The organism is Shewanella sp. SM73 (assembly GCF_025653795.1).
GTDB classification, from domain to species: Bacteria; Pseudomonadota; Gammaproteobacteria; order Enterobacterales; family Shewanellaceae; genus Shewanella; species Shewanella oncorhynchi.
On record NZ_JAKKRY010000008.1, the window covers coordinates 128,027 to 151,774 of the forward strand.

At 45.2% G+C, this 23,748-nt stretch carries 19 protein-coding genes and 1 riboswitch; of the genes, 10 read left to right on the forward strand and 9 right to left on the reverse strand.

Annotation, left to right across the window (positions count from 1 at the left end):
• Positions 1-192: 192 nt before the first annotated feature.
• Together L5M51_RS13110 and L5M51_RS13115 are read left to right on the forward strand one after the other, a co-directional pair.
• The gene (locus tag L5M51_RS13110; protein ID WP_263173270.1) at positions 193-1,398 is read left to right on the forward strand and encodes a DUF418 domain-containing protein; all 1,206 of its coding nucleotides are present in this window, start codon (positions 193-195) and stop codon (positions 1,396-1,398) included.
• A 29-nt stretch (positions 1,399-1,427) separates the two neighbouring features.
• Positions 1,428-1,934 (forward strand): DUF1294 domain-containing protein, encoded by a 507-nt coding sequence (locus L5M51_RS13115; RefSeq protein WP_263173192.1) that lies wholly within the window; start codon positions 1,428-1,430, stop codon positions 1,932-1,934.
• Positions 1,935-2,013: 79 nt separating this feature from the next.
• On the opposite strand, the gene L5M51_RS13120 is transcribed toward L5M51_RS13115, so the two are convergent.
• Positions 2,014-2,628 carry a TetR/AcrR family transcriptional regulator gene (locus tag L5M51_RS13120; protein WP_263173195.1) on the reverse strand — a complete coding sequence of 205 codons (615 nt, stop codon included), beginning with the start codon at positions 2,626-2,628 and terminating at the stop codon, positions 2,014-2,016.
• Positions 2,629-2,919: 291 nt separating this feature from the next.
• Between L5M51_RS13120 and L5M51_RS13125 the strand changes: the two genes are divergently transcribed.
• Positions 2,920-3,399, forward strand: a complete 480-nt coding sequence (locus tag L5M51_RS13125) for an HPP family protein (protein WP_263173197.1) — start codon at positions 2,920-2,922, stop codon at positions 3,397-3,399.
• An 80-nt stretch (positions 3,400-3,479) separates the two neighbouring features.
• Here the strand turns inward: L5M51_RS13125 and L5M51_RS13130 are convergent, their stop codons facing one another.
• Entirely contained in the window at positions 3,480-4,835 is a 1,356-nt protein-coding gene (locus L5M51_RS13130) for a short-chain fatty acid transporter (RefSeq protein ID WP_263142424.1), read from the reverse strand.
• A 250-nt stretch (positions 4,836-5,085) separates the two neighbouring features.
• Here L5M51_RS13130 and L5M51_RS13135 point away from each other — a divergent pair, with 250 nt between their 5' ends.
• Positions 5,086-5,556: an FKBP-type peptidyl-prolyl cis-trans isomerase gene (locus tag L5M51_RS13135; protein WP_263173199.1), complete on the forward strand. Its 471-nt coding sequence runs from the start codon at positions 5,086-5,088 to the stop codon at positions 5,554-5,556.
• A gap of 132 nt (positions 5,557-5,688) precedes the next feature.
• Here the strand turns inward: L5M51_RS13135 and L5M51_RS13140 are convergent, their stop codons facing one another.
• Positions 5,689-8,295 (reverse strand): glycosyl hydrolase family 18 protein, encoded by a 2,607-nt coding sequence (locus tag L5M51_RS13140; protein ID WP_263173200.1) that lies wholly within the window; start codon positions 8,293-8,295, stop codon positions 5,689-5,691.
• A gap of 113 nt (positions 8,296-8,408) precedes the next feature.
• Positions 8,409-8,497: riboswitch (cyclic di-GMP riboswitch) on the reverse strand.
• A gap of 348 nt (positions 8,498-8,845) precedes the next feature.
• Positions 8,846-9,631 carry an ROK family protein gene (locus L5M51_RS13145; protein ID WP_028761333.1) on the reverse strand — a complete coding sequence of 262 codons (786 nt, stop codon included), beginning with the start codon at positions 9,629-9,631 and terminating at the stop codon, positions 8,846-8,848.
• A 393-nt stretch (positions 9,632-10,024) separates the two neighbouring features.
• Here L5M51_RS13145 and L5M51_RS13150 point away from each other — a divergent pair, with 393 nt between their 5' ends.
• Positions 10,025-11,812 carry an aminopeptidase P family protein gene (locus tag L5M51_RS13150; protein ID WP_263173202.1) on the forward strand — a complete coding sequence of 596 codons (1,788 nt, stop codon included), beginning with the start codon at positions 10,025-10,027 and terminating at the stop codon, positions 11,810-11,812.
• Between the two features lie 173 nt (positions 11,813-11,985).
• On the opposite strand, the gene L5M51_RS13155 is transcribed toward L5M51_RS13150, so the two are convergent.
• Entirely contained in the window at positions 11,986-13,251 is a 1,266-nt protein-coding gene (locus tag L5M51_RS13155) for an HD-GYP domain-containing protein (RefSeq protein ID WP_168822982.1), read from the reverse strand.
• A gap of 531 nt (positions 13,252-13,782) precedes the next feature.
• Between L5M51_RS13155 and L5M51_RS13160 the strand changes: the two genes are divergently transcribed.
• On the forward strand, positions 13,783-15,351 hold the full coding sequence (locus L5M51_RS13160) for a methyl-accepting chemotaxis protein (protein ID WP_263173207.1): 1,569 nt from the start codon (positions 13,783-13,785) through the stop codon (positions 15,349-15,351).
• Positions 15,352-15,712: 361 nt separating this feature from the next.
• Positions 15,713-17,014, forward strand: a complete 1,302-nt coding sequence (locus L5M51_RS13165; RefSeq protein ID WP_028761337.1) for a DEAD/DEAH box helicase — start codon at positions 15,713-15,715, stop codon at positions 17,012-17,014.
• A gap of 117 nt (positions 17,015-17,131) precedes the next feature.
• On the opposite strand, the gene L5M51_RS13170 is transcribed toward L5M51_RS13165, so the two are convergent.
• Together L5M51_RS13170 and L5M51_RS13175 are read right to left on the reverse strand one after the other, a co-directional pair.
• Positions 17,132-18,022, reverse strand: coding sequence for a hypothetical protein (locus L5M51_RS13170; RefSeq protein WP_113939380.1), 891 nt, complete (start codon positions 18,020-18,022; stop codon positions 17,132-17,134).
• Positions 18,023-18,076: 54 nt separating this feature from the next.
• Positions 18,077-18,400, reverse strand: a complete 324-nt coding sequence (locus L5M51_RS13175; RefSeq protein WP_263173210.1) for an ankyrin repeat domain-containing protein — start codon at positions 18,398-18,400, stop codon at positions 18,077-18,079.
• Between the two features lie 315 nt (positions 18,401-18,715).
• Between L5M51_RS13175 and L5M51_RS13180 the strand changes: the two genes are divergently transcribed.
• The 3 genes from L5M51_RS13180 to L5M51_RS13190 all read left to right on the forward strand — a co-directional run bounded on the left by L5M51_RS13180 (position 18,716) and on the right by L5M51_RS13190 (position 21,002).
• The gene (locus L5M51_RS13180) at positions 18,716-19,369 is read left to right on the forward strand and encodes a peroxiredoxin-like family protein (protein WP_105251829.1); all 654 of its coding nucleotides are present in this window, start codon (positions 18,716-18,718) and stop codon (positions 19,367-19,369) included.
• A gap of 99 nt (positions 19,370-19,468) precedes the next feature.
• Positions 19,469-20,104 carry a DUF2913 family protein gene (locus L5M51_RS13185; RefSeq protein ID WP_028761341.1) on the forward strand — a complete coding sequence of 212 codons (636 nt, stop codon included), beginning with the start codon at positions 19,469-19,471 and terminating at the stop codon, positions 20,102-20,104.
• Positions 20,105-20,249: 145 nt separating this feature from the next.
• Complete coding sequence (locus L5M51_RS13190) at positions 20,250-21,002, forward strand: substrate-binding periplasmic protein (RefSeq protein WP_028761342.1); 753 nt, start codon at positions 20,250-20,252, stop codon at positions 21,000-21,002.
• An 80-nt stretch (positions 21,003-21,082) separates the two neighbouring features.
• On the opposite strand, the gene L5M51_RS13195 is transcribed toward L5M51_RS13190, so the two are convergent.
• Together L5M51_RS13195 and L5M51_RS13200 are read right to left on the reverse strand one after the other, a co-directional pair.
• Positions 21,083-21,604: a hypothetical protein gene (locus L5M51_RS13195; RefSeq protein ID WP_028761343.1), complete on the reverse strand. Its 522-nt coding sequence runs from the start codon at positions 21,602-21,604 to the stop codon at positions 21,083-21,085.
• Positions 21,605-21,622: 18 nt separating this feature from the next.
• Positions 21,623-23,746 (reverse strand): aldehyde ferredoxin oxidoreductase, encoded by a 2,124-nt coding sequence (locus tag L5M51_RS13200; protein WP_105251825.1) that lies wholly within the window; start codon positions 23,744-23,746, stop codon positions 21,623-21,625.
• Positions 23,747-23,748 lie beyond the last annotated feature (2 nt).

Below are 23,748 nucleotides of genomic sequence, written 5' to 3' on the forward strand. Positions count from 1 at the left end.
ACAGTCTTCTCAATCCGTTTCTGCATTTTTGTATTTCACTTTTTACGTTGGCGCTAGTTCACTTTCTACCTTTCCTGTATTTTACTTTTTGTGTTGGCTGTATTTCATTGGGGGCTAGCGCCTGCTAGGCTAGCCCTCCCAAATTCCAGTGAAAAGTGGAACATGTCTACTAGCGAAAGGAACTCAGCTAACGTGCCAGAAAACTTACCTAAAGACCCTTGGTCAAGATCAGACTCCACGCAGCCTGTTGTAATGACGATACCCGCACAGCGTAATGCCAACCTCGATGCTATTCGCGGCTTAGCCGTGTTGGGGATATTTTTTATGAATATCTATTTTATGGGCATTACATTTTTTGGCTATGCGCCCCATGAAACACAGCCGCTGTCGGATCACATAATCAAAGTGTTCAGTAACTTTTTCATCGAGGCACGCTTTATCAGTCTGTTTTCCATCTTGTTTGGCGTCGGGCTTTTTATTCAATATCAGCGATTTAGCGCCAAAGGCCTAGAAGCTTACCCCCTACTGCGATCACGTTTAAAATGGTTAATTGTATTTGGCCTACTCCACGGCATTTTTATTTGGTCAGGTGATATTTTGTTCACCTATGGCATCAGCGGATTTTTAGCTTTGTGTTACAAAGATTTAAGTATTGAAGCCCTTAAGCGCAAAGCGAATATTTTTATTTTAAGCGCCTTAGTTATCATTACGCTGGTTAGCCTTACGGGCAGCGATGAACCTTTCACTCGAGAATCGAGTCTATTTGCAGAGCAATACAGTGCATGGACCTCAGGCTATGCCGACCAACTATTACTGCAATTGATGCAAGTTGGCTATATGGCACTGGTGATCCCTTTTACCATAATGTGGTTTACAGCTGGCTTGATGTTGCTCGGCATGGCCTTGTATCAACAGGGGACTTTTGAGCGGGGTTTTAGCAAATCGGTACTGGTAAAGTTAGTGCTAGCAAGCGTAACGCTATCACTGCTTGATACCATCTTAGGTTTAACGAAAAATACCATTCTCGTTGCGTTTTCAGATGTGTTAATCATGCTAAGTGCTATTCCTATGGCGCTGATTTACATTCATATTATAGTTAAAGTTTGCCAGAATAATCCTAATATACTGACTCCGCTGCAAAATGTTGGCAAACTCGCGTTTAGTCTCTATATTCTGCAATCCATCGTTGGCGTGTTAGTGTTTAGACACTTAGCTCCCGAATTGCTATTGAGCTTAGATAGATGGGGATACATGGCCATGGCGCTCGTTTATTCAGTAGTGCAATTATTGTTAGCCAGCCTGTACTTACGCTATTTCAAGCAAGGGCCGCTAGAGAAACTTTGGCGCCACCTCGCGTTTAAAAAATACACGGCATCACAAGAACACAAGCAAGCTTAAAAACACTGACACGAGATTGATACCAGATAATGACAAACAAAAAAACTACCAAAACGGGCAACAGCGCTTCACCTCAAACCAATCGTTCTCAAAAGAGTCGAGCACAAAGCGGTCGCGCTCAGAACAGTCGCGCCCAAAGTGGTCGCACTCAAAAGTCCAATGCAGCCACTTCAGGCTCAAGCCTTATGCCGCTGTTATTAGTGCTGATTTTTCTTGCTGGCTTAATCGGCGCAGCGCAGCAACATATGTTGCCAGTCGGGATTGCGGGCATGTACCTCACACTAAGCCTGCTCACCTTTATCGCCTATGCCATCGATAAATCCGCCGCTAAACGTAACAAATGGCGTACTAAAGAAAGCACATTACATCTGCTCGCCCTCATGGGCGGTTGGCCAGGCGCTCTATTTGCCCAAAACCTGTTAAGACACAAGTCCGTTAAAGCCTCATTTAGAAACGTCTTTTGGCTCACCGTTGTCGCCAACTTAGCCGTGCTGGGTTATGGCATAAAAACCGGCGCCGTAGATATGTTTATCTAATGCTCTTATTTAAGGGCTTTTATACAAAGGCTTTTATATGAGGCGCCTTATCTAAGAATCGCCATCTGAGGGTGGCAGTCTAAGCAGCATGAGTCGCGGCATCGATCAACTGATCTACCACAGACAACGCCAACAGTGCAGACTGAGTGTCACCTTTTAGTTGCGCCGACACTATCGCACCCTCTTTGAGTAAACCTATTGCCGCAACGAGAAATTGGGTCTTAGCTTCTGGCAAGCCCAATGCCGATACTTGCTGTTCAATTAAACTCGCCACTCGCAGTTTATGCAGGGCGCAGAGTTGGTGCACTGGATGGCTCGGCTCAGTAAATTCGGCGCTGACATTGATAAAAAAACAGCCGCGAAACTCACACAGTTGCGGCACTCTTTGATTAAACCAATCATCGAGCGCGATAAATAACCCACCAATGCCCTCCCGTCCCGCTGGCAATGCGTTCACTCGCTCGCTAAGCCATTGATAAAATACCTCATCACGATAGCGAACCACGGCTTCAACTAACTCATCTTTACTGGCAAAGTGGTGGTACAGGGTCTTTTTGGCGATCGCCGATTCCTGCAGAATCTGGTTAATCCCCACCCCATGCACACTTTGAAAATAAAACAGTTTAAATGCGGTAGTGACCAATTGCTGCCGTTTATCCGATGGCGTACCTGCCTGAATCTCAGTGCCCTGCATCAACTCATTCCTCTTCTTTGGTAAACATTCGTTAGCAAATCTTAGCTAACAAATATGAGTCCTATGTTTATGAGTCCTATGTTCTCACGAGTAGACAAGTCAGTCTACTCGTGAGATATTCACATAGGTAGACAAGTCTATCTACTTCGGTAACTAAATTAAGTTAATAGTGAAATCAAGAGTGAACACGGAACACCACAGCATGTTAGCGGCGATGGTTTGCCTGAGCATTCACGTCCACAATTCATGATCAAAATAAGGGCTTAAAACAAGCCATTAATGGGAGAAAAGATGCAAAGAATCAATCCACAGAATCTAAAGATGACCTTGCTCGCTGGGTGTGGAGCCACGTTGTGTATCAGTAGTTTAGCGACGCTTGAACAGCTAACACCGCAAACCATTTGGTTGATGGCCCCCTTTGGTGCCACTATGGTGTTGTTGTTTGCCTTGCCAGAAAGTCCACTCGCTCAACCGAGAAACATTCTCTGCGGCCACTTACTCACGAGTTTGGTTGGACTGATCATTCTAAATACTTTAGGAGTCTCCCCGCTAGCCTTAGGGCTTGCGGTCGGATTAGGCATAGCGGTCATGATGTTAACTCATACTGTGCATCCACCCGCGGGAGCTAATCCTCTGGTCGTTATGCTCACGGCGCAGCATTGGGATTTTCTGTATATGCCCGTCGCCAGTGGTGTTGCGCTCATTCTGGCTTTTGGTTGGCTGTATCACAACTTACTTTGCCGCCGACAATACCCACAAAAGTGGTTTTAATCATTCATCACCAATAAAAAGGGCAATTTAAAATTGCCCAACACTTTCTCTAAAATGCAAAATTGGCTGTCACTTTGCCTTTAGAACCAGCTCAACGCGATACTGATAATCACGCCAGTGATCATCAATTGCATTAAACAAAAGCCCATAATATCCCGCGCTTTTAAGCCTGCAATCGCCAGCACGGGCAGTGCCCAGAAAGGTTGAATCAAGTTAGTCCACGCATCTCCCCAAGCAACGGCCATTGCGACCCGAGCGACATCAGCACCTAAAGCTTGTGCGGCGGGTAACATAATCGGTGCCTGCACCGCCCATTGGCCACCTCCCGATGGCACAAAAATATTCACAATTCCTGCACTGATAAAGCTCCAAAATGGCAGGCTCTCGGCGCTAGCGATGGCCACAAAACCTTCCGAAATACTTTGAGCTAAACCCGATTGCACCATCACAGCCATAATGCCCGCATAAAAGGGAAATTGGATAACAATACCTGCGCCGCCCTTAATGGCCTCATTCAAGCTGGTTAATAAACTGCGTGGTGTTTGATGTAAAAGGATGGCGAGGAACAGGAATAAGAAGTTCACTAAATTGAGGTTTAAGCTGCCGCCCTGCACCCAAAAGTAATAACCTAAGTATACAAGCCCAGCGCCACCGACGCTCCAGCCGAGTAAACGGCTATTTTCTAACTTATCCGCAGGACGGCTTTCAGGCTGACGCTCGCTCACATTTGCAGAGTTAAGCTCTAACGCCGAAGCATCAAGTTCAGCGTCTTTGTCATCAAGGGCGCTTGGGTCAACATAAACACTGTCCTTATCTTCAGGCAACATAAAGCGATTCACTAAGGGCATGACCACAAACAGAATTGCCACTAACAATAAATTATAACTCGCGAAAATAGTGTCACTGGTAGGGATGATACCGATTTGCGATTCAGAGAAATGCCCCACCGTCGCTATGGTTAATGGGATCGAACCCGCAAGCCCACCATGCCAAACCACAAAGCCGGAATAGGCGCTGGCGACCAGCAGCCGATAATCCACTTTTACTTTGCGAGCTAAGGCTTTGGCAAATAACGCGCCCACCACTAGCCCAAAACCCCAGTTAATCCAACTGGCGGCCAGTGACACCAAAGTCACTAAAATAATGGCTTGTGGTGCCGACTTAGCCAATCCAGCAATGGCATCGAGCAGCTTTTTAATCGGCGGCGAGCTTGCCAACATAAATCCTGCCACCAGCACTAACAGCATCTGCATCGAAAAACTTAACAGCGTCCAAAAACCATCGCCCCAATAATTGATGACTTCCAGCGGGGTTTTATGTTCAGCGACCACAGCAGCAATTAATACGACTAAGGTAAGTAAAAGCACGAAAATATAAGGATCGGGTAGATATCGGTCGACGAGTTTGACCAGAGGTTTTGCCGCTTTGTTTAACATAGACTTTCCTTGTTTATTATCTGAACTAAAACGTCAACACGCCCTAGTTCTTATTTGTTTTTATTGAATTTTTATTGAGTCTTAAGCCCACAGATTAAGCGATCTCTAAAGCAGGATAAAGTCTTGAGGGAGTTTTTAACGGTTTGAACTGGTAGCACCAGATATCCCGCTCAACGCACACGCGAGTGCCGATAGCATCTGATGCTAAAAAACTGATAATATGGCAAAAATTAACTAAGGTGCTCTTTATATGAAAATGTTACTTGCCGTTGTGGTGATTGCTGGGGTGATTTTTTACTTCTTTACCTCGATGAACGGCCAAAAAGCCGCCCAAGAAAATATCCGTTTAGGCAATGAGTTTTTAACACAAAACAAAACCAAAGAAGATGTGATCACCACAGCTTCAGGTTTGCAATATCAAGTATTAACTCAGGGCGATGGCACAGTTCATCCTAAAGCCAGCGATACAGTGACAGTCCATTATCATGGCACTTTGATTGACGGTACTGTGTTTGACAGTTCGGTTGATCGCGGCGAACCCATCGCATTTCCGCTTAATCGGGTGATTAAAGGTTGGACCGAGGGCGTACAACTTATGGTTGTTGGCGATAAAATGCGGTTTTTTATTCCCAGTGAACTCGCCTACGGTAACCGTAGCACGGGCAAGATTGGTGGTGGTTCTGTGTTAATTTTTGATGTGGAACTGCTTAAGATTGATTAAATCAGTCTTCAATGAGTCTGTCTTAACACATTCGGCTGTATTCATAAAAAAACCTAACACTTAATAAAGAAAAAAGCCCTGAATCTTCGCAGGGCTTTATTTTTTAACCAATAATATCAAAATTTTGGATAATTACTGGCAGGTTGCCGCGCCAATATCAACCCATACCGCCGCAACGCCCGGTACATCACCTTTAGTCCAGTAACTCGCCTTCCATACACGACCGTTATAGCGAGTAGTTTGACCGCCGTTATACACCACACCTGCATCCCAACCGAGATCAACTTGGCTGAGTAGCAGCCATTGGTCTGCGGTGCGAGATGGCGTATTGCCCTGAGTCCAATACTTTGCTTTCCATACCAACTGACTATGACTCACAGTATTACCCGTGTTGTATACCACACTGGTTTGCCAAGCAGGATAGTTACCGGCATTGGGATCAGTTGCATCGCAACCACCACCGACCACTTTTGGCGTCACGGTCAGATTAGTCGATGCGCTCGCATCTAAGGCACCATCGGAAACCAGCACGCTCAAACCATAGCGGGTCGCTTCGGTAACATTGGGGCCAGTAACTACTAACGTGGCACTATTTTGCCCGGTTGCCGACACGCCTGCGGGCACAGTCCAAGCGTAGGTTAAGGCATCACCATCTGCATCGGAAGCATTCGCCACTATACTGACGGTTTTACCCGCTTCAACTGTCGTAGTCGGAGCCAGAGTCACTACAGGTGCTTGATTAGGCGTATCAGCCTTGTTCGTCACCAGCACAGTATCGCTGGCAAATAGCCCTTCAGGATCGGTGACTTTAAGGCTAAAACCATAGGCGACATCGGTTTGGGTTGCTCCCAGTTGAATAGTCGCATTCGCCATATCCGCATTCGCGATGGCAATTGCTGGGCCAGACACTTGCGTCCAAAGATACGTCAGCGCGCTATTCTCAGGATCGCGCGAACCGCTACCATTGAGCGTCACATCGGCGGGACCGGTGACATTCACATCCGCGCCAGCATTGGCAATGGGCGCTTTATTCACTGGCGGAGTGGTGCCTTCACCATGACCTAAACCTTCGTGCATGGCATTCAGAATGTCACCATTATCGGCATCAAGCTCCCACGCAAAAAGCCCACCAAGTTGATTAGAAAGCACATATTGCCCCTTGGCTTTAACTGAACGAGCATCATCGAAAGTGATTAAATCGCCAGTAGATGCCTTGAACAAAGATGGCGCCTCAGCTGTTTCGTCATAGCTGTAAGTCCAACCACTTCCCATGTAATCGTTCGCTATCTGACGATAATCCACCACACCAGCTTCCCAAGTACCTTTTACTTTGCCCGTTGCCGTCCCCGTGAAAGGATTATTACCACTGTAGCCATTCACACCTGTCCAACCGCGGCCATACATAGCGGCACCGACCACAATTTTCCCTGGGGTCACACCTTGGCCTAACAGCGCATTAACGCCATTAGCTGTGGTGTAACGGGTATTGGGATCCCAACTCGCTTCATACAGATTGGTTTGATGGCCGAGTTCAGTATTAGTCCAACCACCATTAAAGTCGTAACTCATCAAGAAGATGTAATCCATGTACTGCTGAGCAGCCTGATAATCGACTTTTTGAATTTTATCGTCACCTGCGCTAATAGCAGAGGTCAGCTCATAGGTACGACCCGTTTCGGCGCTTAGTTCATCAAGCATTGCCCGCAGTTCACGCATCAGAGTCACATAGGTTTCACCGTCATTGGCATTACCTAAATTTGGGTTAGCGCCATTCCCCCCTGGAAATTCCCAGTCGATATCTACGCCATCGAAGAATTTCCATGTCTGTAGAAACTCTTTCACCGAAGCGACAAAGATATCGCGCTTGGCTTTATCACCGAAGAAAAAGAAGGGATCCGAGAGGGTCCAACCACCGACCGAAGGTAAAATCTTCAAATCTGGATGTGCTTGCTTAAGTGCCATCAATTGACCGAAGTTACCTTTGTAAGGATCTGAATGCTCACTCACTCCCGCCTGCGGTATTTGAATCGCTGCCCAAGGATCGTGAATCGCAACTTTAAAATCACCACGACCACTACAGGCACGTTGCAACGCTTCGAAACTGCCTTCGATTTCTTTCAAGCTATCATTGATGCCATTACCACCACAAATTGGGGTAAAGCCATATAAAATATGGGTTAAGTTTTGCGCAGGTATCTTATCGACCGGGAATTTACGGCCGTATACGCCCCATTCGACAAAGTAACCTCCCACCACTTTGCCTGATTTATTAGCATAGGGACGGTTGTTTTCTTTTAGAGGAGCATTGAGTGGCACTAAATGGCTGCCGTCGGTATCAGCCACGAGGATTTGTTTAGCATCACTCGCAGTACAACCATCGCTGTTACACAGTTGTACTTGCATCTGATAACGGCCGCCCTTGTTCACCTTAAAGTTAGCGGTTCCCGACGCGCCAGATGGGCCTTCCCAAACTACATTGCCGTTGAGTAATACTTGGGCTCTATTGCCCACATCGCCACTCCAAAGGTTCCAACTGACGGAGACATCGGCGGCATCTTTCACCGTAACTAATTGATTGTAAGCGGTAGCCGCTTGATTCACTTCAATAATAGCGAACTTAGTTTCGCCCCAACCTAAAGTCGGTTTACCGGGCGCCGCTGCAAAAACGCTGGCACTGATGGTAGATGCCAGCGCTGATGCCACTAGCAAGGCTGATGTTGAAATTTGAGTCTTGAACATGAGATATCCCTATTGAATTTTTATATGAATCAATAAGGCAAACAAAGCGTAGACAGGAAACAGCACTCTCTTAAAACCATGCAAAACGACTGACAACTGCACGAAGAAAAACCTGTGGTATCCCCGCTATCATAGGTACAGACGAACCCTTAGACCGGAGGCTTTGCGTCCCAGTTTTTCAACTGGTTTGCCTTTTACACGCAATGACAACGTTGTCATTGCAAATATCAGCATAAGCGTAAGCGCAATAAAATTGCAACAAAATATTATCAACTGCGTTATTGGCTAAAATCGTAAATAGAACTAGTCATCTGATAAGAAAGGAATTATGCAAATTAAACTATCGCTAATATTTACTTTGGGTAATGAGGATTATCTGAATACTTTAAGAATAAAAAACAGGACTCGATATGCCAAAGGCATCACAAGTCCTGCTTTATATTTCACAATTTACGTCACTTATGCAGCTAAAACCCAATCACTAAACATTCATGGCGCAAACCATTGTCGAGCAACATGATGATCCTTATGCGCGGGGCATTTATGATCCTTATGCACGGGGATAGTCCCTTGCGAGCATCACAGATAAACCGCGGCAAACCAAGGTTTCCATATCATCGACACGATTGATTTTCATCTCAGCTAAGGGCGCGCTCAATGCCATTTGCTTTAAGCTTTCGAGACAGCCTTTGTAGTAAGGAGCGCTATTCATCATACCGCCAGCAAGCCAAATTCGATTGGGATTAAATAAATTAACCGCCCACGCTAATCCCATGCCGAGATAACTGCCCGCGCGATATAAATCATCCTGAGTAGAGATTTTGCGGCTGCGCACTGAATCGCCACTGGCCAGTTGCTCTAAACTAAACTCGCCAGATTCTGTCATCACGCGACAAGGCCCCAACTCCCCCGCCACGCCCGTCGCTCCCGTAAAGACTTGTCCATTAAAGGCAATAGACATTCCGATCCCAGTGCCGCACATGACCAATAACTCACAGGCATATTTGGCATCACAAGTCGCTTGCATACCCGCATCGATATCGTTGCAGATAAACTTAAGCTCACCCTGGGTTTTGACTGTATCGAAGCTCAATCCATTGAGTCCGGGTAAAGATTTACAAGAAACCAAACGATTATTTTGTACCAGTCCAGGTACGGCAATCGCTAGTTGGTAATGCTGTAAATCATAATCACGTTCAAACGCCGCAATTTGATTATTTAACTCTTCAATTTTAAAACCTTCACCTGTGGGGATTTTATATTGTTCTGTATGCCCCGCGAGCTGAAGTTCGAACAGGGCTTTGGTACCGCCCACATCTATTGTTAGTATTTGCATCGCTTACTCCACTGATACATGTGCCCCACTCTGACCCCGAGTAGAGATGGCAAATGTTAGCATAGGGTCCAAATGTTAGCGATTGAATAAAACTTAAGTTGCTAATTTGTAAGGAACAAGTCCTAATTAAAACATGACCAACCTTTTATTTAATTCACTTTCCATGCTCAAAATCACATAAATAAATTAACAACAAACCCCATAACCTCACGCGTCTTACCTGCACAAATTCACGATTGTATACAAAATCCTTTATTCGCTACCCTTGCATCTAGCGCGCTAGACTTGCGATAATCCGAGCCGGTTAAAACTCAAATCAACATAAACCTACTCATCCTTAGGCGATCTTCGCCTACCGACTCGCATAGCATGCCAGTCTTAATTGGAGCCCATATGTCACAATCAATCGCTAACCGTCTCGGTGCTATTCGTAACGAATTAACATCTGCTAATCTCGATGCTTTTATTATTCCCCGTGCCGACGAATATCTGGGCGAATATGTGCCGGCACATAACGAACGTTTGTACTGGGCAACCAACTTTACCGGTTCGGCGGGTATGGCTATCGTATTGAAAGATAAAGCCGCAATATTTACCGATGGCCGCTATACGGTTCAAGTTCGTTTGCAAGTCGATGCCACACTTTTCAGTTATGAAAGCCTAACCGATACACCACAAATTGAGTGGTTATGTGACACGCTACCAGCAGGGTCACGCGTTGGTTTCGATGCGCGCTTACATACCTTAGCTTGGTATGAAAATGCCAAAACAACCTTAAATAAATCCCAAATCGAATTAGTTGCAGTTGAACAAAACCCCATCGATTTGCATTGGCAGAATCGCCCAGCACAGTCGAACGCGCCTATCACTTTGTTTAGCAACGAGAGTGCAGGTAAAACCAGCCTGCAAAAACGCATTGAAATTGGTGCCTTAGTAAAAAAAGCCGGTGGTGATGTTGCCTTAATCGCCGCCTTAGATTCTTTCTGCTGGCTACTCAACATTCGCGGCAATGATGTACCACGCCTGCCCGTTGTACTCGGCAGTGCCCTGCTCCACGCCAATGGCGATATGCAGCTTTTCACCGATTTAAGCAAACTCCCAGAGGGCATTGAGGAGCATGTTGGTGCTGGCGTAAGCTTTAAGGGCGAGGCATCTCTTGCCGATACACTCGCCAGCATGCAGGATGTAAAACTACTTGCCGATCCGAATTCTGCAAACGCTTGGGCACAAAACATTGCCCGTGAGGCAGGAGCAAAATTGATAGCTGGAATCGATCCTGTCGCTTTACCTAAAGCGCAGAAAAACGCCGCAGAACTGGCCGGCATGCGTGCCTGCCATATCCGCGATGGCGTCGCCGTGAGTCGATTCCTTGCATGGCTCGATGCCGAAGTGGCAGCCAATCGTATGCACGATGAAGGCACCCTTGCGGATAAATTGGAAAGCTTTCGCCTAGAAGATGAGCGTTACCGCGAGCCAAGTTTCGACACGATTTCAGCTGCCGGTCCTAATGCCGCTATGTGCCATTACAATCACAACAATGGCACACCAGCCATGATGACAATGGACAGCATCTACTTAGTGGATTCTGGCGCTCAGTATATTGATGGCACGACAGATGTGACCCGTACCATTGCGATAGGTGAAGTGACCGATGAGCATAAAAAAATGGTTACGCTGGTGCTAAAAGGTCATATTGCCCTCGACCAAGCTCGCTTCCCGAAAGGCACCTCAGGCCAGCAGCTCGATGCATTCGCCCGCCAATATTTATGGCAACATGGTTTTGATTACGATCACGGTACAGGCCATGGTGTGGGTCATTTTTTAAGTGTGCACGAAGGTCCGCAGCGCATAGGCAAGAATGTTAACGCTATTGCCCTGATGCCAGGCATGGTGCTTTCCAACGAGCCGGGTTACTACCGCGCCGACGATTTCGGTATTCGCCTAGAAAACCTCGTCGTAGTGCAACACTGTGAAGCACTTAAAGGGGCTGAGCGTGAGATATATGAGTTCGATGCACTGACTATGATCCCTATGGATGCGCGCCTTATTGATAAGAGCCTGTTAACGCAAGGGGAAATAGACTGGTTTAATGCTTATCATCAGCAAGTATTCAATACACTTTCTCCGTTGATGTCAGGGGATGAATTGGCTTGGTTAACTCAAGTGACTAAAGCAATTTAGCACTCCGCTGATAAGTAGCAATTTAAGTCGTTATTTTAGTCACTTACGCGCTATAAAATAGAACGCCCAAGGCAATTAGCATTGGGCTTTTTTTTAGCGCTATCAGTGTGTTTTAAAACCCACGTCTTATTTCAAAACCATGATTTCAAAACACGATTTAAAAACATGAGTCGCTAAACCATAGTAGGTTGTGCCATCGGCTGATAAGCATCATCCAGCGATGCTTTAGACAACACTTCAAAGTCTTGATGAATTTCAATAAAACAATCGACTAATTCAGGGTCGAAATGCTGACCTTTGCCTTCAATAATTAAGTCGATAGCCTCTTGGTGGCTAAAGGGCCGCTTATAACATCGGGGAGAAGTCAGCGCGTCATAAACATCAACTAGGGCCACTATCCTCGCCGAAAGCGGAATATCTTCACCTTTCAAACCAAGGGGATAACCACTACCATCCCACTTTTCATGGTGACCCGAGGCAATATCGCGCCCCATCTGAATAAAAGTACATTGGGGCGCATATTCCAACAAACTGCGTAGCACTTGTCCCCCGATCACAGGATGAGCTTTAATTTGCTCAAACTCCTGCGGCGTTAATTTACCCGGTTTAAGCAAAATCGCATCGGCAATACCGACTTTACCTATATCGTGCAAAATGGCCGACAAACTAATGTCTTGAATATAATCTTCGTTCAATTCTGCAGGAGGATTGGCGGCCAGTAGTCGCTGCGACGCGAGCATTTTCGAATACTGCCGCATACGTAGCAAATGCGCGCCCGTTTCGTTATCTCTGTATTCGGCGAGTTTAGCTAAGCCTAATACGGTAGCTTGGCGTGATGCTAAGGTTGAATCGAGTGCGTCAGCCAACTTACCTAATAAATAAGTGATAGTTAACGTCAACATGGCATTGGTCACGATAAAATTGACCACGACAACGGCCCAAATACCGACACTATAACCTTGGGTTTCAGGCCAATTGAGCCAATTAAAATGATAGGCAAAACCAATCAATACCAAACTTAGCCCATTCAAACACTGGGCATATAAGCTGGCTCGATTGCCTAAAAAAATACCGACTAACGGCGGGAAAATAAATAACCAGAAAAAACCAGCTCCCGAAGGGCCTATCGCAATTAAAAAACCGATGCCGATAGCAAAACCCAGCAAGCAGCCACAGCCAAAACGCGTACTATCAGCAAGCTTAGGAAAATACAGTAAAAGCAGTAAAAACAGATAAGCCAGCGTATCAAATACCACCATAAACCAGAGATCGGCGATGACGCATAAATACACACTAGTGATGTATACAGGCACGCAGAGAATCGCTAGAAAGCCAAATAAACGTTCAAAAATCAAACGTCGCCAATGTGGCAGTGCCGCCGCTGTTCCCAAGGACGCTGTGGCTAATTTAGTTACACCACGCCTAAGTGATATCGCCATGGGAAGTTCCTCTTATGTAGCATTCCCGCTGTGAGCTAATAAACTAGAAGAGCAAAATCAAGATACACCACTGAAGCAAGGAAAAATAAGCCATCTTTTGTTGCCCATTAAAGAATAGACTAAGGCCAATAAAGCGCTCCATGAATACAGCGATATCAAGCCGAATCAAGGACATTAGCCCAATATCATCGAACATAATTTATATTTAAGATGAATGACAAATACCCACTCAAGACATAAAATAATAACCCTATACAAAATACTAGAATTAACGATTTAACAGGATAAACGCTCGTTTAACACCATATTCTCACTACTTAAAAACTTTATATATTGCAATAGCTTATAAATACGACGAACGATTGATTTTCACCTGTCAGCCATGAGAAACCGCTCTCCTATACCCACACAAAAATGATACTCTTATCACATAACAAGCTTACTCCGATGAGAGTCAGCACAATAAAATTCGCGCCTAATACCGCGCCCTGAACCCTAATGAACCACATCGGCCCTGAATGGACACACTAAATGAGCCAGAGTAACGCCTCAGCGAATAAAATAGTTAATACACAGAGATCAGATCAAGAAATCCGCTTAACACCACAAGATGAACTCATTTCCACCACTGATACTCGCGGTATCATCACTTACGTTAATGCCCGTTTTGCCGAAGTCTCAGGCTATAGCGCCCAAGAATTAATTGGCAGTGCCCACAATATGGTGCGCCATCCGGATATGCCGAGTGCCGCCTTTAAGGAAATGTGGGGAAAACTTAAGTCAGGCCAATCTTGGCGCGGCATAGTCAAGAACCGCTGTAAAAATGGTGGCTTCTATTGGGTCGATGCCTTTGTGTCTCCCTTGTTTGAAAACGGCATTATTGTCGGTTACCAATCGGTGCGCATTCAGCCTCAAGTCGCCTACGTCACGAAAGCTAATGAGATTTACCAAAGACTCAAATTAGACAAATCCATTCCTAAACCCTTAAGTTTAATGCAAAAACGTATCGTATCTGCGGTTGTCGCCTCCACAGGTTTACTGATCGCTGGCTACTTTTGGGGCTGGGGCGTGATTATCGCAGGGGCGATTCTGATGAGTTTAAACCTCGCCATTTTCTACGATGAGGCTTTTCGTATTCCCGCTAAACTGATTGAAATGCAAACCAAATATGACTCTATCAGTCGTTACATTTACTCGGGTGCAGATACCTCTTCTATTCTCGATTTCCAGCTCATCATGCTACAGGCCAAAATGAATGGCGTACTTGGGCGCACCCAAGATCAAGCCAATCAATTACATGCCATTGCCGATCAATTAGTGGTCGCAACCGAGCAAACCTATGTCAGCCTAGATCAAGAGAAAAGTCAGCTAGAACAGCTCTCTGGCGCGATGGAAGAAATGAGTTCAACCATCACAGAAGTGGCGCAGAATACACATCTCACGTCCACCAGCATCAATACCGCCTATGATCTCTGCCTTAAAAGCAGTGCCAACATGAAGGCCAACACTCAAAAAATGGAGCAACTGGCAAAGTCTGTTGCCGATGCCACCAACAATGCCCATCAATTAAATAAAGAAGCCGAGCAAGTCGCTAATGCGATGGGCGAAATTGACTCTATTGCCGAGCAAACGAATCTCCTCGCCCTCAATGCCGCAATTGAAGCTGCCCGTGCGGGTGAACAAGGCCGTGGGTTTGCCGTGGTCGCCGATGAAGTACGCGCCCTATCGAGCAGAACCCAGCTATCGACCAACAGTATTTCTAAGAGTGTCGATAAGATGTTCACTATGCTCAACGCATGGGCCAAAGAAATGGAACAAAGCCGTCAACATGCGGAGCGTTGTGCCAGCGATATTCAACTGTCCGCCGACAATGTAAACACCATTTACCAAGAAGTGAGTGATATCCACACCTTTGCCCAACAAAATGCAGTGGCAGCCGATCAACAGCGTCAAGTGGTCAATGAGATCGCCAGTAATATTCACTCCATCACCCATGCCAGCGCCGAGAACTTAGCCGCAACCCATCTGATTGGTGATGCAGCCCATCTTCTTAAACACAATGCCGAAAAAGCCCTTGGCCTGAGGCGCACCTTCGGTTAAACATAAGTACAAGATCCAAAATACCGCAGCCTAGGTTGCGGTATTCTCTAATATAGCGAGCTTTAATCCTTATTGTTGAGTCCATATTTTACTCAACCCTTGTATAGATCAATAAGACCTAGCCCACCTGAACCAGTACCAAGCCTTTTATCCCCTCCTGATGAAATGATGCAGATAAAATGCCAAAACACTAAAAAGTACAGGTTTTAACCGAAATTTTTGCTATACTCCGCGCCCGCCATTTTTCTTATAAAATCTGTGTGGAAGAATGAGCCAGCCGGTACACCTCTCTCCTTTAGACAAGTGATAAAGAGGCTAGTGGCGCTTGAATGTTTGAATAAGTGAACGATAGGAATCCAAAATGAGATTTGAATCTTTTAGTTTTTCCCCCGAGATTTTGCGCGCTATCTCAGATTGCGGTTATCAACAAATGACGCCTATTCAGCAGCAAGCGATACCTGCTATCCGCCGCGGCCAAGATGTCTTAGCCAGTGCCCAAACCGGTACGGGTAAAACCGCCGCTTTCGCGCTGCCGATCCTGCAAAAGATGGTTGAAAAGCCAAGCGAAACGCTAAAATCGAATGCCCGCGTATTAATCCTTACGCCAACCCGTGAGCTTGCCGCTCAAGTGGCTGACAACGTTACGGCTTACTGCAAATACTTAAACTTCAGCGTCTTAACCATTTACGGCGGCGTAAAGATTGAGACTCAAGCGCAAAAGCTGAAACGCGGCGCCGATGTGATTGTTGCCACCCCAGGTCGCTTACTTGAGCACCTTACCGCCTGTAACTTAAGCCTGTCGAACGTCGACTTTTTAGTGCTAGACGAAGCCGATCGAATGCTCGACATGGGCTTTAGCGCCGATATCCAAAAAATCCTTCAAGCGGTAAATAAGAAACGTCAAAACTTGTTATTCTCGGCCACTTTCTCAAGTGCGGTGAAAAAACTCGCCAACGACATGATGGTTAAACCGCAAGTGATCAGCGTTGATAAACAAAACACTACAGCCGACACCGTTAGCCAAGTAGTTTATCCGGTTGAACAACGCCGTAAACGCGAACTGCTTTCTGAGCTTATCGGCAAGAAAAACTGGCAACAGGTATTGGTATTTACTGCGACCCGTGAAGCCGCCGATACACTAGTCAAAGAATTAAACTTAGATGGTATCCCATCTGAAGTGGTCCACGGTGAAAAAGGCCAAGGCAGTCGTCGCCGCGCCCTGCGTGAGTTTGTGGCGGGTGATGTTCGGGTGCTGGTTGCCACCGAAGTCGCCGCCCGTGGTCTGGATATTCCAAGCCTTGAATACGTAGTCAACTATGACTTACCTTTCCTCGCAGAAGATTATGTACACCGTATCGGTCGTACAGGCCGTGCGGGTAAAACTGGCGTAGCCATTTCATTTGTGAGCCGCGAAGAAGAGCGCACGTTAGCCGATATCGAAAAATTGATTGGCCAACAGATTCGCCGCGTCACTGTGCCAGGTTATGAAGTTGGCAGCCGCGAATTGCTATTAAAGCAATTGCAAACCCGCCGCAGTTTTGCCAAAAAGCAACAAAGAACCGACAACGTCGGCGCTCAAGTTGCTGCTGAGAAAAACATGCAGGGCCGCCGCGTAAAAATGAAGGTTGGTCAAGCACCGAGCAAGGCCAAAAAACTTAAGTAATTATCCGTTGATTGATATTATCAGTGTTTGTCAATATTGATAAAACAGCGATTTTAAAGCGTCCATAACCGGACGCTTTTTTATACTCACTCAATAATAACCTTGGTAACCTTTATCTCACCGTATTATGTTACCCAATAACGCTTGAAGCCTTGTTTCATTTATACTATTTTCGCCTCGCCACCCCGCGAGAGGAAGCATAATATCCGATCGAGTACTTCCAGGGTATTTCACACTACAGATATCGGTAAAATGGGTGAATCCATCATATAAAGGTTTTACATACGGATTTGGCATAATTCCCAATTCAGCCAATACCATTAATTGTCCGCGAAAACTATATTTCTCATAGTTAGGAATAATTTTAGCTTTCTTGATGCGCTGTTCTAATTTTCCAGGTGTTTCATCTTGAGGAGCTTGACGGATCATATCGATTAACGATATCAATATACTGATATCCTCTGACGTCGGAGTACAAGGTGAAATGGCAGTAAACTCCTCTAATTCAACGAGATTACCACACCACCTTTCATTCCATACACTCCCAGCATAGCAACTGAATATTTTATGCCCTTTTTCTATCCAAACATTTCTTCTTATTGAGCAAACGGGGCAAACATCCCCTTCGCTGACCATTTTATGTTCTGGAACCGCTTGAGCGAACAAATAACTTAATATGGGTTGTCTTCCTCTTGGAAAACTTGAAAAGCCACATATATATGCCGAAATCAAATTCTCAATCGATAAGTGAGGATGCTCAAGCAACGTTTTATAAGCGTTAATACATTCATCATGACTATATTTGATTATCTGATTGACAGGATAACCACTTTTTTCAAGTGTTAGTATTTCTGCATTAGATAAACCGTCATTAGAATAGTGTGTAGTCCCAGACTCACAATCAAACTGGTCCCCATTATCTATTCTTTGCATATATCCATTTTCGTCTTTGATATAAGACTTTTTAAAATAGATTTTCTTTAATATTTTAAATAATCCCTTATCCATTTACAGCTCCCGTGATTGAATATTGAAGTGCAATACAATTTATCGATGACCACGTTAAACGCCACCATAGCGCTCCAAATACTTCACTATTTTTTGACTCGTGGCGGTATAACTCCCTATATGAAACTCGCCATGCCAATGGGCCAGTTCAACAGGAAGGTGACCTAAGTTATTGGCATGATGGACATCGGCCCCAGCTTCAACCAGTAACATGAGAATATCGAGTAATTGAAGTTGGCAGCAATGCAATAAAGCCGTCATATTTTGTGAGTCGACATATTCGACATCAACACCCTGTTTGATCAACTGTTTTACGGTAATGATATCGTGTTTTACCACTGCATCAATTAAGGCTTGCCCCATCAGCTTGTCGTTCACTCGTTTTAACCACTCCAACACTACGCTGTAATCGCGATAAAATCCAAATGGTTACCGTTATAAATACCTCACCAACCAACCAACCAACCCCATCGGTATCACATTGGTGCAATCATCTGCATTGGCTTGTAAGAATGTTCGGCAATTGCCGCTCTTTTAATGCTCATACCCGTTTAGTGCTAACTCGAACCACTCTTAAGCAAGTTAGACATAACAAATATAGATTTACGCAATATCTCTTTGTCTAAAACGAGGGAAATATTAACAACAACGGCTTAAAAAACGAAGAAAACAAAACCAAATTAAGGACTTTATATGCAAACCGCTTCGATGTTACACAGGTTTTACTTCACAACCATCTTACTACTAACAAGTCTAACGGCTATTGCGCAACCCATTGCTAAGGATGAATTTTCCATCAGTCCGCTACTTAATGGTCAGCAAATCCCTAAGGTAAACTTGCAAGATATCAATGACAAAACGGTCGATTTAGCAGAATTAACCCAGAAAAAGCCAACCATTTTCTTCTTTTACCGCGGCGGCTGGTGCCCATTTTGTAATAATCAAATGGGGCAACTAAAAGCCATTGAACCTGAGTTATTAAAAATGGGCTTTCAGTTAGTGGGGATTTCACCCGATACGCCAGCTCAACTTAAGGCTTCGGCGGCAAAAAATGAGCTTAAGTATCTGCTGCTTTCCGATGAAAAAATGCTGGCATCCCAAGCCTTTGGTTTAGCTTTTTACACTAGCGAAAAAGTGACTGAAACCTATACCGCACGCCTTAAGCTCGAGAATCCTTTATGGATCACCCCTGAAGGTGCCAAACGTTTAGTCTTACCTGTACCCGCCATTTATATCAGCGACGACAAAGGATTGATTCATTTTCAATATATCAACCCTAACTACAAAGTGAGGCCCGCGCCAAAGCTGATTTTAACCGCCGCGAGTTTAGTGGGATCGCAAGAATAAATATCGGTTTAACGACCGCTTTGCTAAACTAGCTCCGCCGCAATCAATATCGTCCAAGTTCAAATAGATAACATCACTTCAGCCCGCGGCGGAGTCATAATGAATTCTCAAACCTATAACCAAGCTGTGCTCGAACTCGCCCTTGCGGGTCTTGCCGATTTAACCGCTTCAGCACAGACCAAGAAAGCCCAGCGCACCTCTGCGCAGGAAAGTCATTTTTTGTGTAATTGGATGGTCGAGTCCTTAAAGGAAAAACGCTTTTCTAAATTGGTAGCCGACGATCTCACGGCTTGGATACGTTTGGCTCGCAGCCAAGGTGCGGGCGCCGAACTCAAGCGTTTACTAGAAAGGATAGTGTATCAATATCAATCAGTTGAGACATCAGAGCCCGCTTTAGGCACGGCATTAAATGCTATGATAGAAACCTTAAAACAAGCCGATTGGTTAGTCTTTACTGACACTGAAATCAGTGCCAAGCTGAAACTCGATGGTGATGGTCAATCTAGCTTAGTGATTGATACCAAAGAATTTAATCAACATATTAAAGACAATCAGCTGATCAAGCCAATCAACTTATATGTCCGCGCCGATGAACAGACACTAACGCGTATCGCCCTGTCCCATGGGTTATTGCTCAGCCAAGGCAACAAGAAAACCAGCTTGATTAAGCACCATAAAACCTATCAAATTTTCCCTAATAATCAGCAACCCGCTTTGTGTCAGCTATTGGCTTAAGGTGTAATAGCGAAAAGCAGAAAATAGCTTGAATATGGCTGATGTGGCTGATTGTGATCCAATAAACAATTCATTCACATAGTTTAGGTAGAATGGCCATCGGATAGGCCTTGGCTAAAGCAGAGATAACAAGGATAAAAGCAATATGGTTAAGCGATGTTTGCAGTATAAACACTTAGTTCGATTTGCCTTGTTCACCCTTTGCTTGACTCAACAGCATGCCTTTGCGGAACAGCTCAAATACAATATCACTGGCTCCTATTCTTGGTATCCGTATTTTATCGGTGATCAAGCCGAGGCGCCGGGGATGATCACTGAGCTTATTCCGATGATTTTATCTATGGCTGAAATCAAAGGTGAAATCCTAGCCCTGCCGCCAAAGCGCACCAATAATGCGCTAGAAACCGGTCAACTCGACTTTGATATCGTCAGCCCTAGTTGGTTTGAAAAGCAGGATTTAGGGCCGCTGTTTGTCAAATCGGCCCCCATAATGCAAATCACTGAATATGTGGTCACATTGCCAGAGAATGTCAGTAAATATACAGATATCAGCCAGATAAAAGGCCAAGAAATAGGTACAGTGCGCGGTTATTTATATCACGACGATAAAGATTTTATCCGCGCAGACTTTACCTCAGAGCAGGAGCTGATCAAAGCCTTAGATAAACACAGAGTCAATGCCGTTATTGCTGGTAATTACCCGGCGTTGTATTGGTCGACTCAGTTGCGGATCCCTGTCGCACTGGCGGCAGTGCATTCTGATGGTGACTTAGTGTTTAGGTTGCGAAAAGAACATGCCGATTTGCTTCCTGCCATCAATCAAGCCATAGCGACACTGAAGGCCAATGGTAAAATTGACGAAATCATCAAAAAGTACACTCAAACGCTGGCAAGCTAATTTCACGCTAGCTATATGAGATATTTGCGATAAAAAAGCGCCCGAAGGCGCTTAATCAATATCAATGAGGTCGCAGAATCTCAGTTTGACCATTCACAAGGATCATAATTAGCGAGGACGGCCGCATAGCTGTGACTCAATCCCAGAGTCGAGTAGTAATAACCTTTCCCCTGATTGTCCACTGCATAATGGATATCCTCGGCCCCAAGCTGTTGTGGTAATTGCTCACGCACATTGGCTAATGTAGGCTCATCATAAAGATAGGGGGCAAACGTCAGTACACTCTCCAGATAGACCTCAGTATGGCGGCAGCTATTGCGACGGATCTGGGCAATAATCGCCTCAAACGCTTCACCCCGCTCCAACGCTAACCATTGCTCAGCGTAACGTTCAACTATGCTTCTGTCGGAATAGAAGAAATACCGCTTATCCGACAAACGCATCTGCACATCCTTGTAAGCCTCATTGAGGATCAGGCGAATATAACTGTTAACCGTTTGCTCACTATCCCACTCGAGCCCTGCCACGGCGGCGATTTGCTCCGCCGTGACTAAGCGTCCGTGTTGGCTAAATACCCTGATATAACCGACAAGTTCAATCATAGTGTCCAACTATAGAGTTCAACTGGGTAACAGGCCTCGCGCCGCCAATCTATCGGCAACAAAACCTAGGCTAAACTTGTCGAGCGTGGCCCGAGTTGGCGCACCGGTTTGAATATCCCAACCAAAGGCTTCATAGAACATGTCCAGCGCCGTTTGCATGTCAGCGCGGTCCATCTTGATGGTGCCCTCTTGACCGAAGTTTTTATCTGGATTCAAATCATAAACCCAGTCACTGAGCACATCATGCTCTTCGCGCATATTGCTTTCATTCATTTGCAATACGGTTAAGGCACGGTGTAAATGCAGCACTCTTTCCGCCTTAAAGTCCAATTCCGTTTCTGTGGTTTCAATCCCAGTCACTAAACTGAACATCTGCGATTCAATGGTGCTATCGCCTTCATAGTTACGATTTTTATCCGGTGATGCCAACAATGGGAACATCCAATTACACAGTGTCAGAGAGTCATGTAATACGTTTTTCACCAGCGACCATTTTGCAAAACGGATCTTAGCCGCATTGATTGGGGTATACCAATTCACCTTATCGAATGCACCTTCACCCCATTTTTTCTCGGCAATCGCCACTGTCATATCGTGTGGCAAACCACTGTTAACTATGTTGATGTGGGAATGGCACTGAGCATCACGGTTAAAGACGACGTTGATTAACGTACCCACCTGACCCGCGGTTTCACTAGCATGGTGCACGGCAGCATTGGTTTTCTTGTTGAATACCTTAGTGGCACTTTCTTTATGAATATCCCAATTACCTAACTTGGGATTGGTTCCATCTAACCCCCAACGCTTGATCAAATCATATAAGCCGTCGGCCATATGGGAGATTTCACCTTCTTTAAACGCCACTCGGCGATAAAAATCAAGTAAGAAAGCAGGATCTTGGTTATCCCAGAGCGCCCAAGGAATACTGTTAAATTCATCTTCAGGTAATAAATGCTTAAACATATCCTTTGTTTTTAGGAATTTAAATAGATGAGAAATGGAGCCATAGTTACACCAAATACCATAGTCATCGAGAATATGAGCCCCTAAAGCGCCCGCCATCGCATGTGCTTCTGTACCATTTTTGGTGCCCATTAAATACTGTGGTACGAGGAATCCCATACAGACGTTAGATATATGTTCGGTTTTACGACCGTATTTGCTTTTCAATTCAGGGACTTTTAGCTCGCAGAAGCAACGTATTGGGCATGAATGACAGCCTCCCGTACGCTTCATCCACTTATTGGCATATTCCACACCTATGTAGCTTTCTGCCATTGAAGTTCGAAACCCAATACGATTGCGTTCATTCCATGGCACTTCGCCTAAATCGATTTCTTGATCGGCAGCGCCCCACTTCAAACCGGGCCGAGATTTCCAGCGGCTGATGGGTGCTGAGTACTCAGCCCAAGATTGCGGCGTTGAAGGAACGACACCATTATTGTTGGCACCGATAATACCTAAAATATGGTCATCTAAGGCACGCATCTTTTCATTATTGGCGGCGATTTTAACGGCGCCAGTGCCGATAATGCCGATCCCTTTACAATTTTTTGACCCCATTACCGAGCCATGACCACCTGCTGAGTGCCCGCCCTGAGTCATAATGACAGAAAGAGGCACTTGGTTTTCACCCGCTTGGCCAATCGCAGCGACTTGTGCATTAGGTCCCATCATTTGCGCGATCATAGCGTGGGTATCAAATATACCTTTCCCCCATAGGGCATCGGCAGGTTCAATCGTGACCTTATCATCCACAATTTTAAGCCACACAGGGCTGCTCGCTTTGCCTTCTATTGCAATCGCATCGAAACCCGCAAATTTCATTGCGGGTGAAAAATGCCCACCAAAGTGACCATCGGCAATCAGATGTTTTTCAATGACGGGACTACGGGAAGTAATGGTTGTTCGTCCAGTACAAATAACGCCTGAACCCGTTAATGGTCCGGCAGAAAAGACAATAATATTATCTGGGTCGATTGCTGTAATATTATCCTTATGATCATCCCACAATATTTTATAACCAATCCCCATGCCACCGATATAGTCATAATATTTATTGATTGGCTCATACCATATATGATTAGTTGTTAAATTAACTCTGAGGACTTTACCCGCCCAACCACCTATTTTATCACTCATAT

Excerpts from the sequence above, each read along its gene's own strand:
- L5M51_RS13115 (WP_263173192.1), top strand. The coding sequence starts at position 1,428 with ATGACAAACAAAAAAACTACCAAAACGGGCAACAGCGCTTCACCTCAA.
- L5M51_RS13120 (WP_263173195.1), bottom strand. The coding sequence starts at position 2,628 with ATGCAGGGCACTGAGATTCAGGCAGGTACGCCATCGGATAAACGGCAG.
- L5M51_RS13125 (WP_263173197.1), top strand. The coding sequence starts at position 2,920 with ATGCAAAGAATCAATCCACAGAATCTAAAGATGACCTTGCTCGCTGGG.
- L5M51_RS13130 (WP_263142424.1), bottom strand. The coding sequence starts at position 4,835 with ATGTTAAACAAAGCGGCAAAACCTCTGGTCAAACTCGTCGACCGATAT.
- L5M51_RS13135 (WP_263173199.1), top strand. The coding sequence starts at position 5,086 with ATGAAAATGTTACTTGCCGTTGTGGTGATTGCTGGGGTGATTTTTTAC.
- L5M51_RS13140 (WP_263173200.1), bottom strand. The coding sequence starts at position 8,295 with ATGTTCAAGACTCAAATTTCAACATCAGCCTTGCTAGTGGCATCAGCG.
- L5M51_RS13145 (WP_028761333.1), bottom strand. The coding sequence starts at position 9,631 with ATGCAAATACTAACAATAGATGTGGGCGGTACCAAAGCCCTGTTCGAA.
- L5M51_RS13150 (WP_263173202.1), top strand. The coding sequence starts at position 10,025 with ATGTCACAATCAATCGCTAACCGTCTCGGTGCTATTCGTAACGAATTA.
- L5M51_RS13155 (WP_168822982.1), bottom strand. The coding sequence starts at position 13,251 with ATGGCGATATCACTTAGGCGTGGTGTAACTAAATTAGCCACAGCGTCC.
- L5M51_RS13160 (WP_263173207.1), top strand. The coding sequence starts at position 13,783 with ATGAGCCAGAGTAACGCCTCAGCGAATAAAATAGTTAATACACAGAGA.
- L5M51_RS13165 (WP_028761337.1), top strand. The coding sequence starts at position 15,713 with ATGAGATTTGAATCTTTTAGTTTTTCCCCCGAGATTTTGCGCGCTATC.
- L5M51_RS13170 (WP_113939380.1), bottom strand. The coding sequence starts at position 18,022 with ATGGATAAGGGATTATTTAAAATATTAAAGAAAATCTATTTTAAAAAG.
- L5M51_RS13180 (WP_105251829.1), top strand. The coding sequence starts at position 18,716 with ATGCAAACCGCTTCGATGTTACACAGGTTTTACTTCACAACCATCTTA.
- L5M51_RS13185 (WP_028761341.1), top strand. The coding sequence starts at position 19,469 with ATGAATTCTCAAACCTATAACCAAGCTGTGCTCGAACTCGCCCTTGCG.
- L5M51_RS13190 (WP_028761342.1), top strand. The coding sequence starts at position 20,250 with ATGGTTAAGCGATGTTTGCAGTATAAACACTTAGTTCGATTTGCCTTG.
- L5M51_RS13195 (WP_028761343.1), bottom strand. The coding sequence starts at position 21,604 with ATGATTGAACTTGTCGGTTATATCAGGGTATTTAGCCAACACGGACGC.
- L5M51_RS13200 (WP_105251825.1), bottom strand. The coding sequence starts at position 23,746 with ATGAGTGATAAAATAGGTGGTTGGGCGGGTAAAGTCCTCAGAGTTAAT.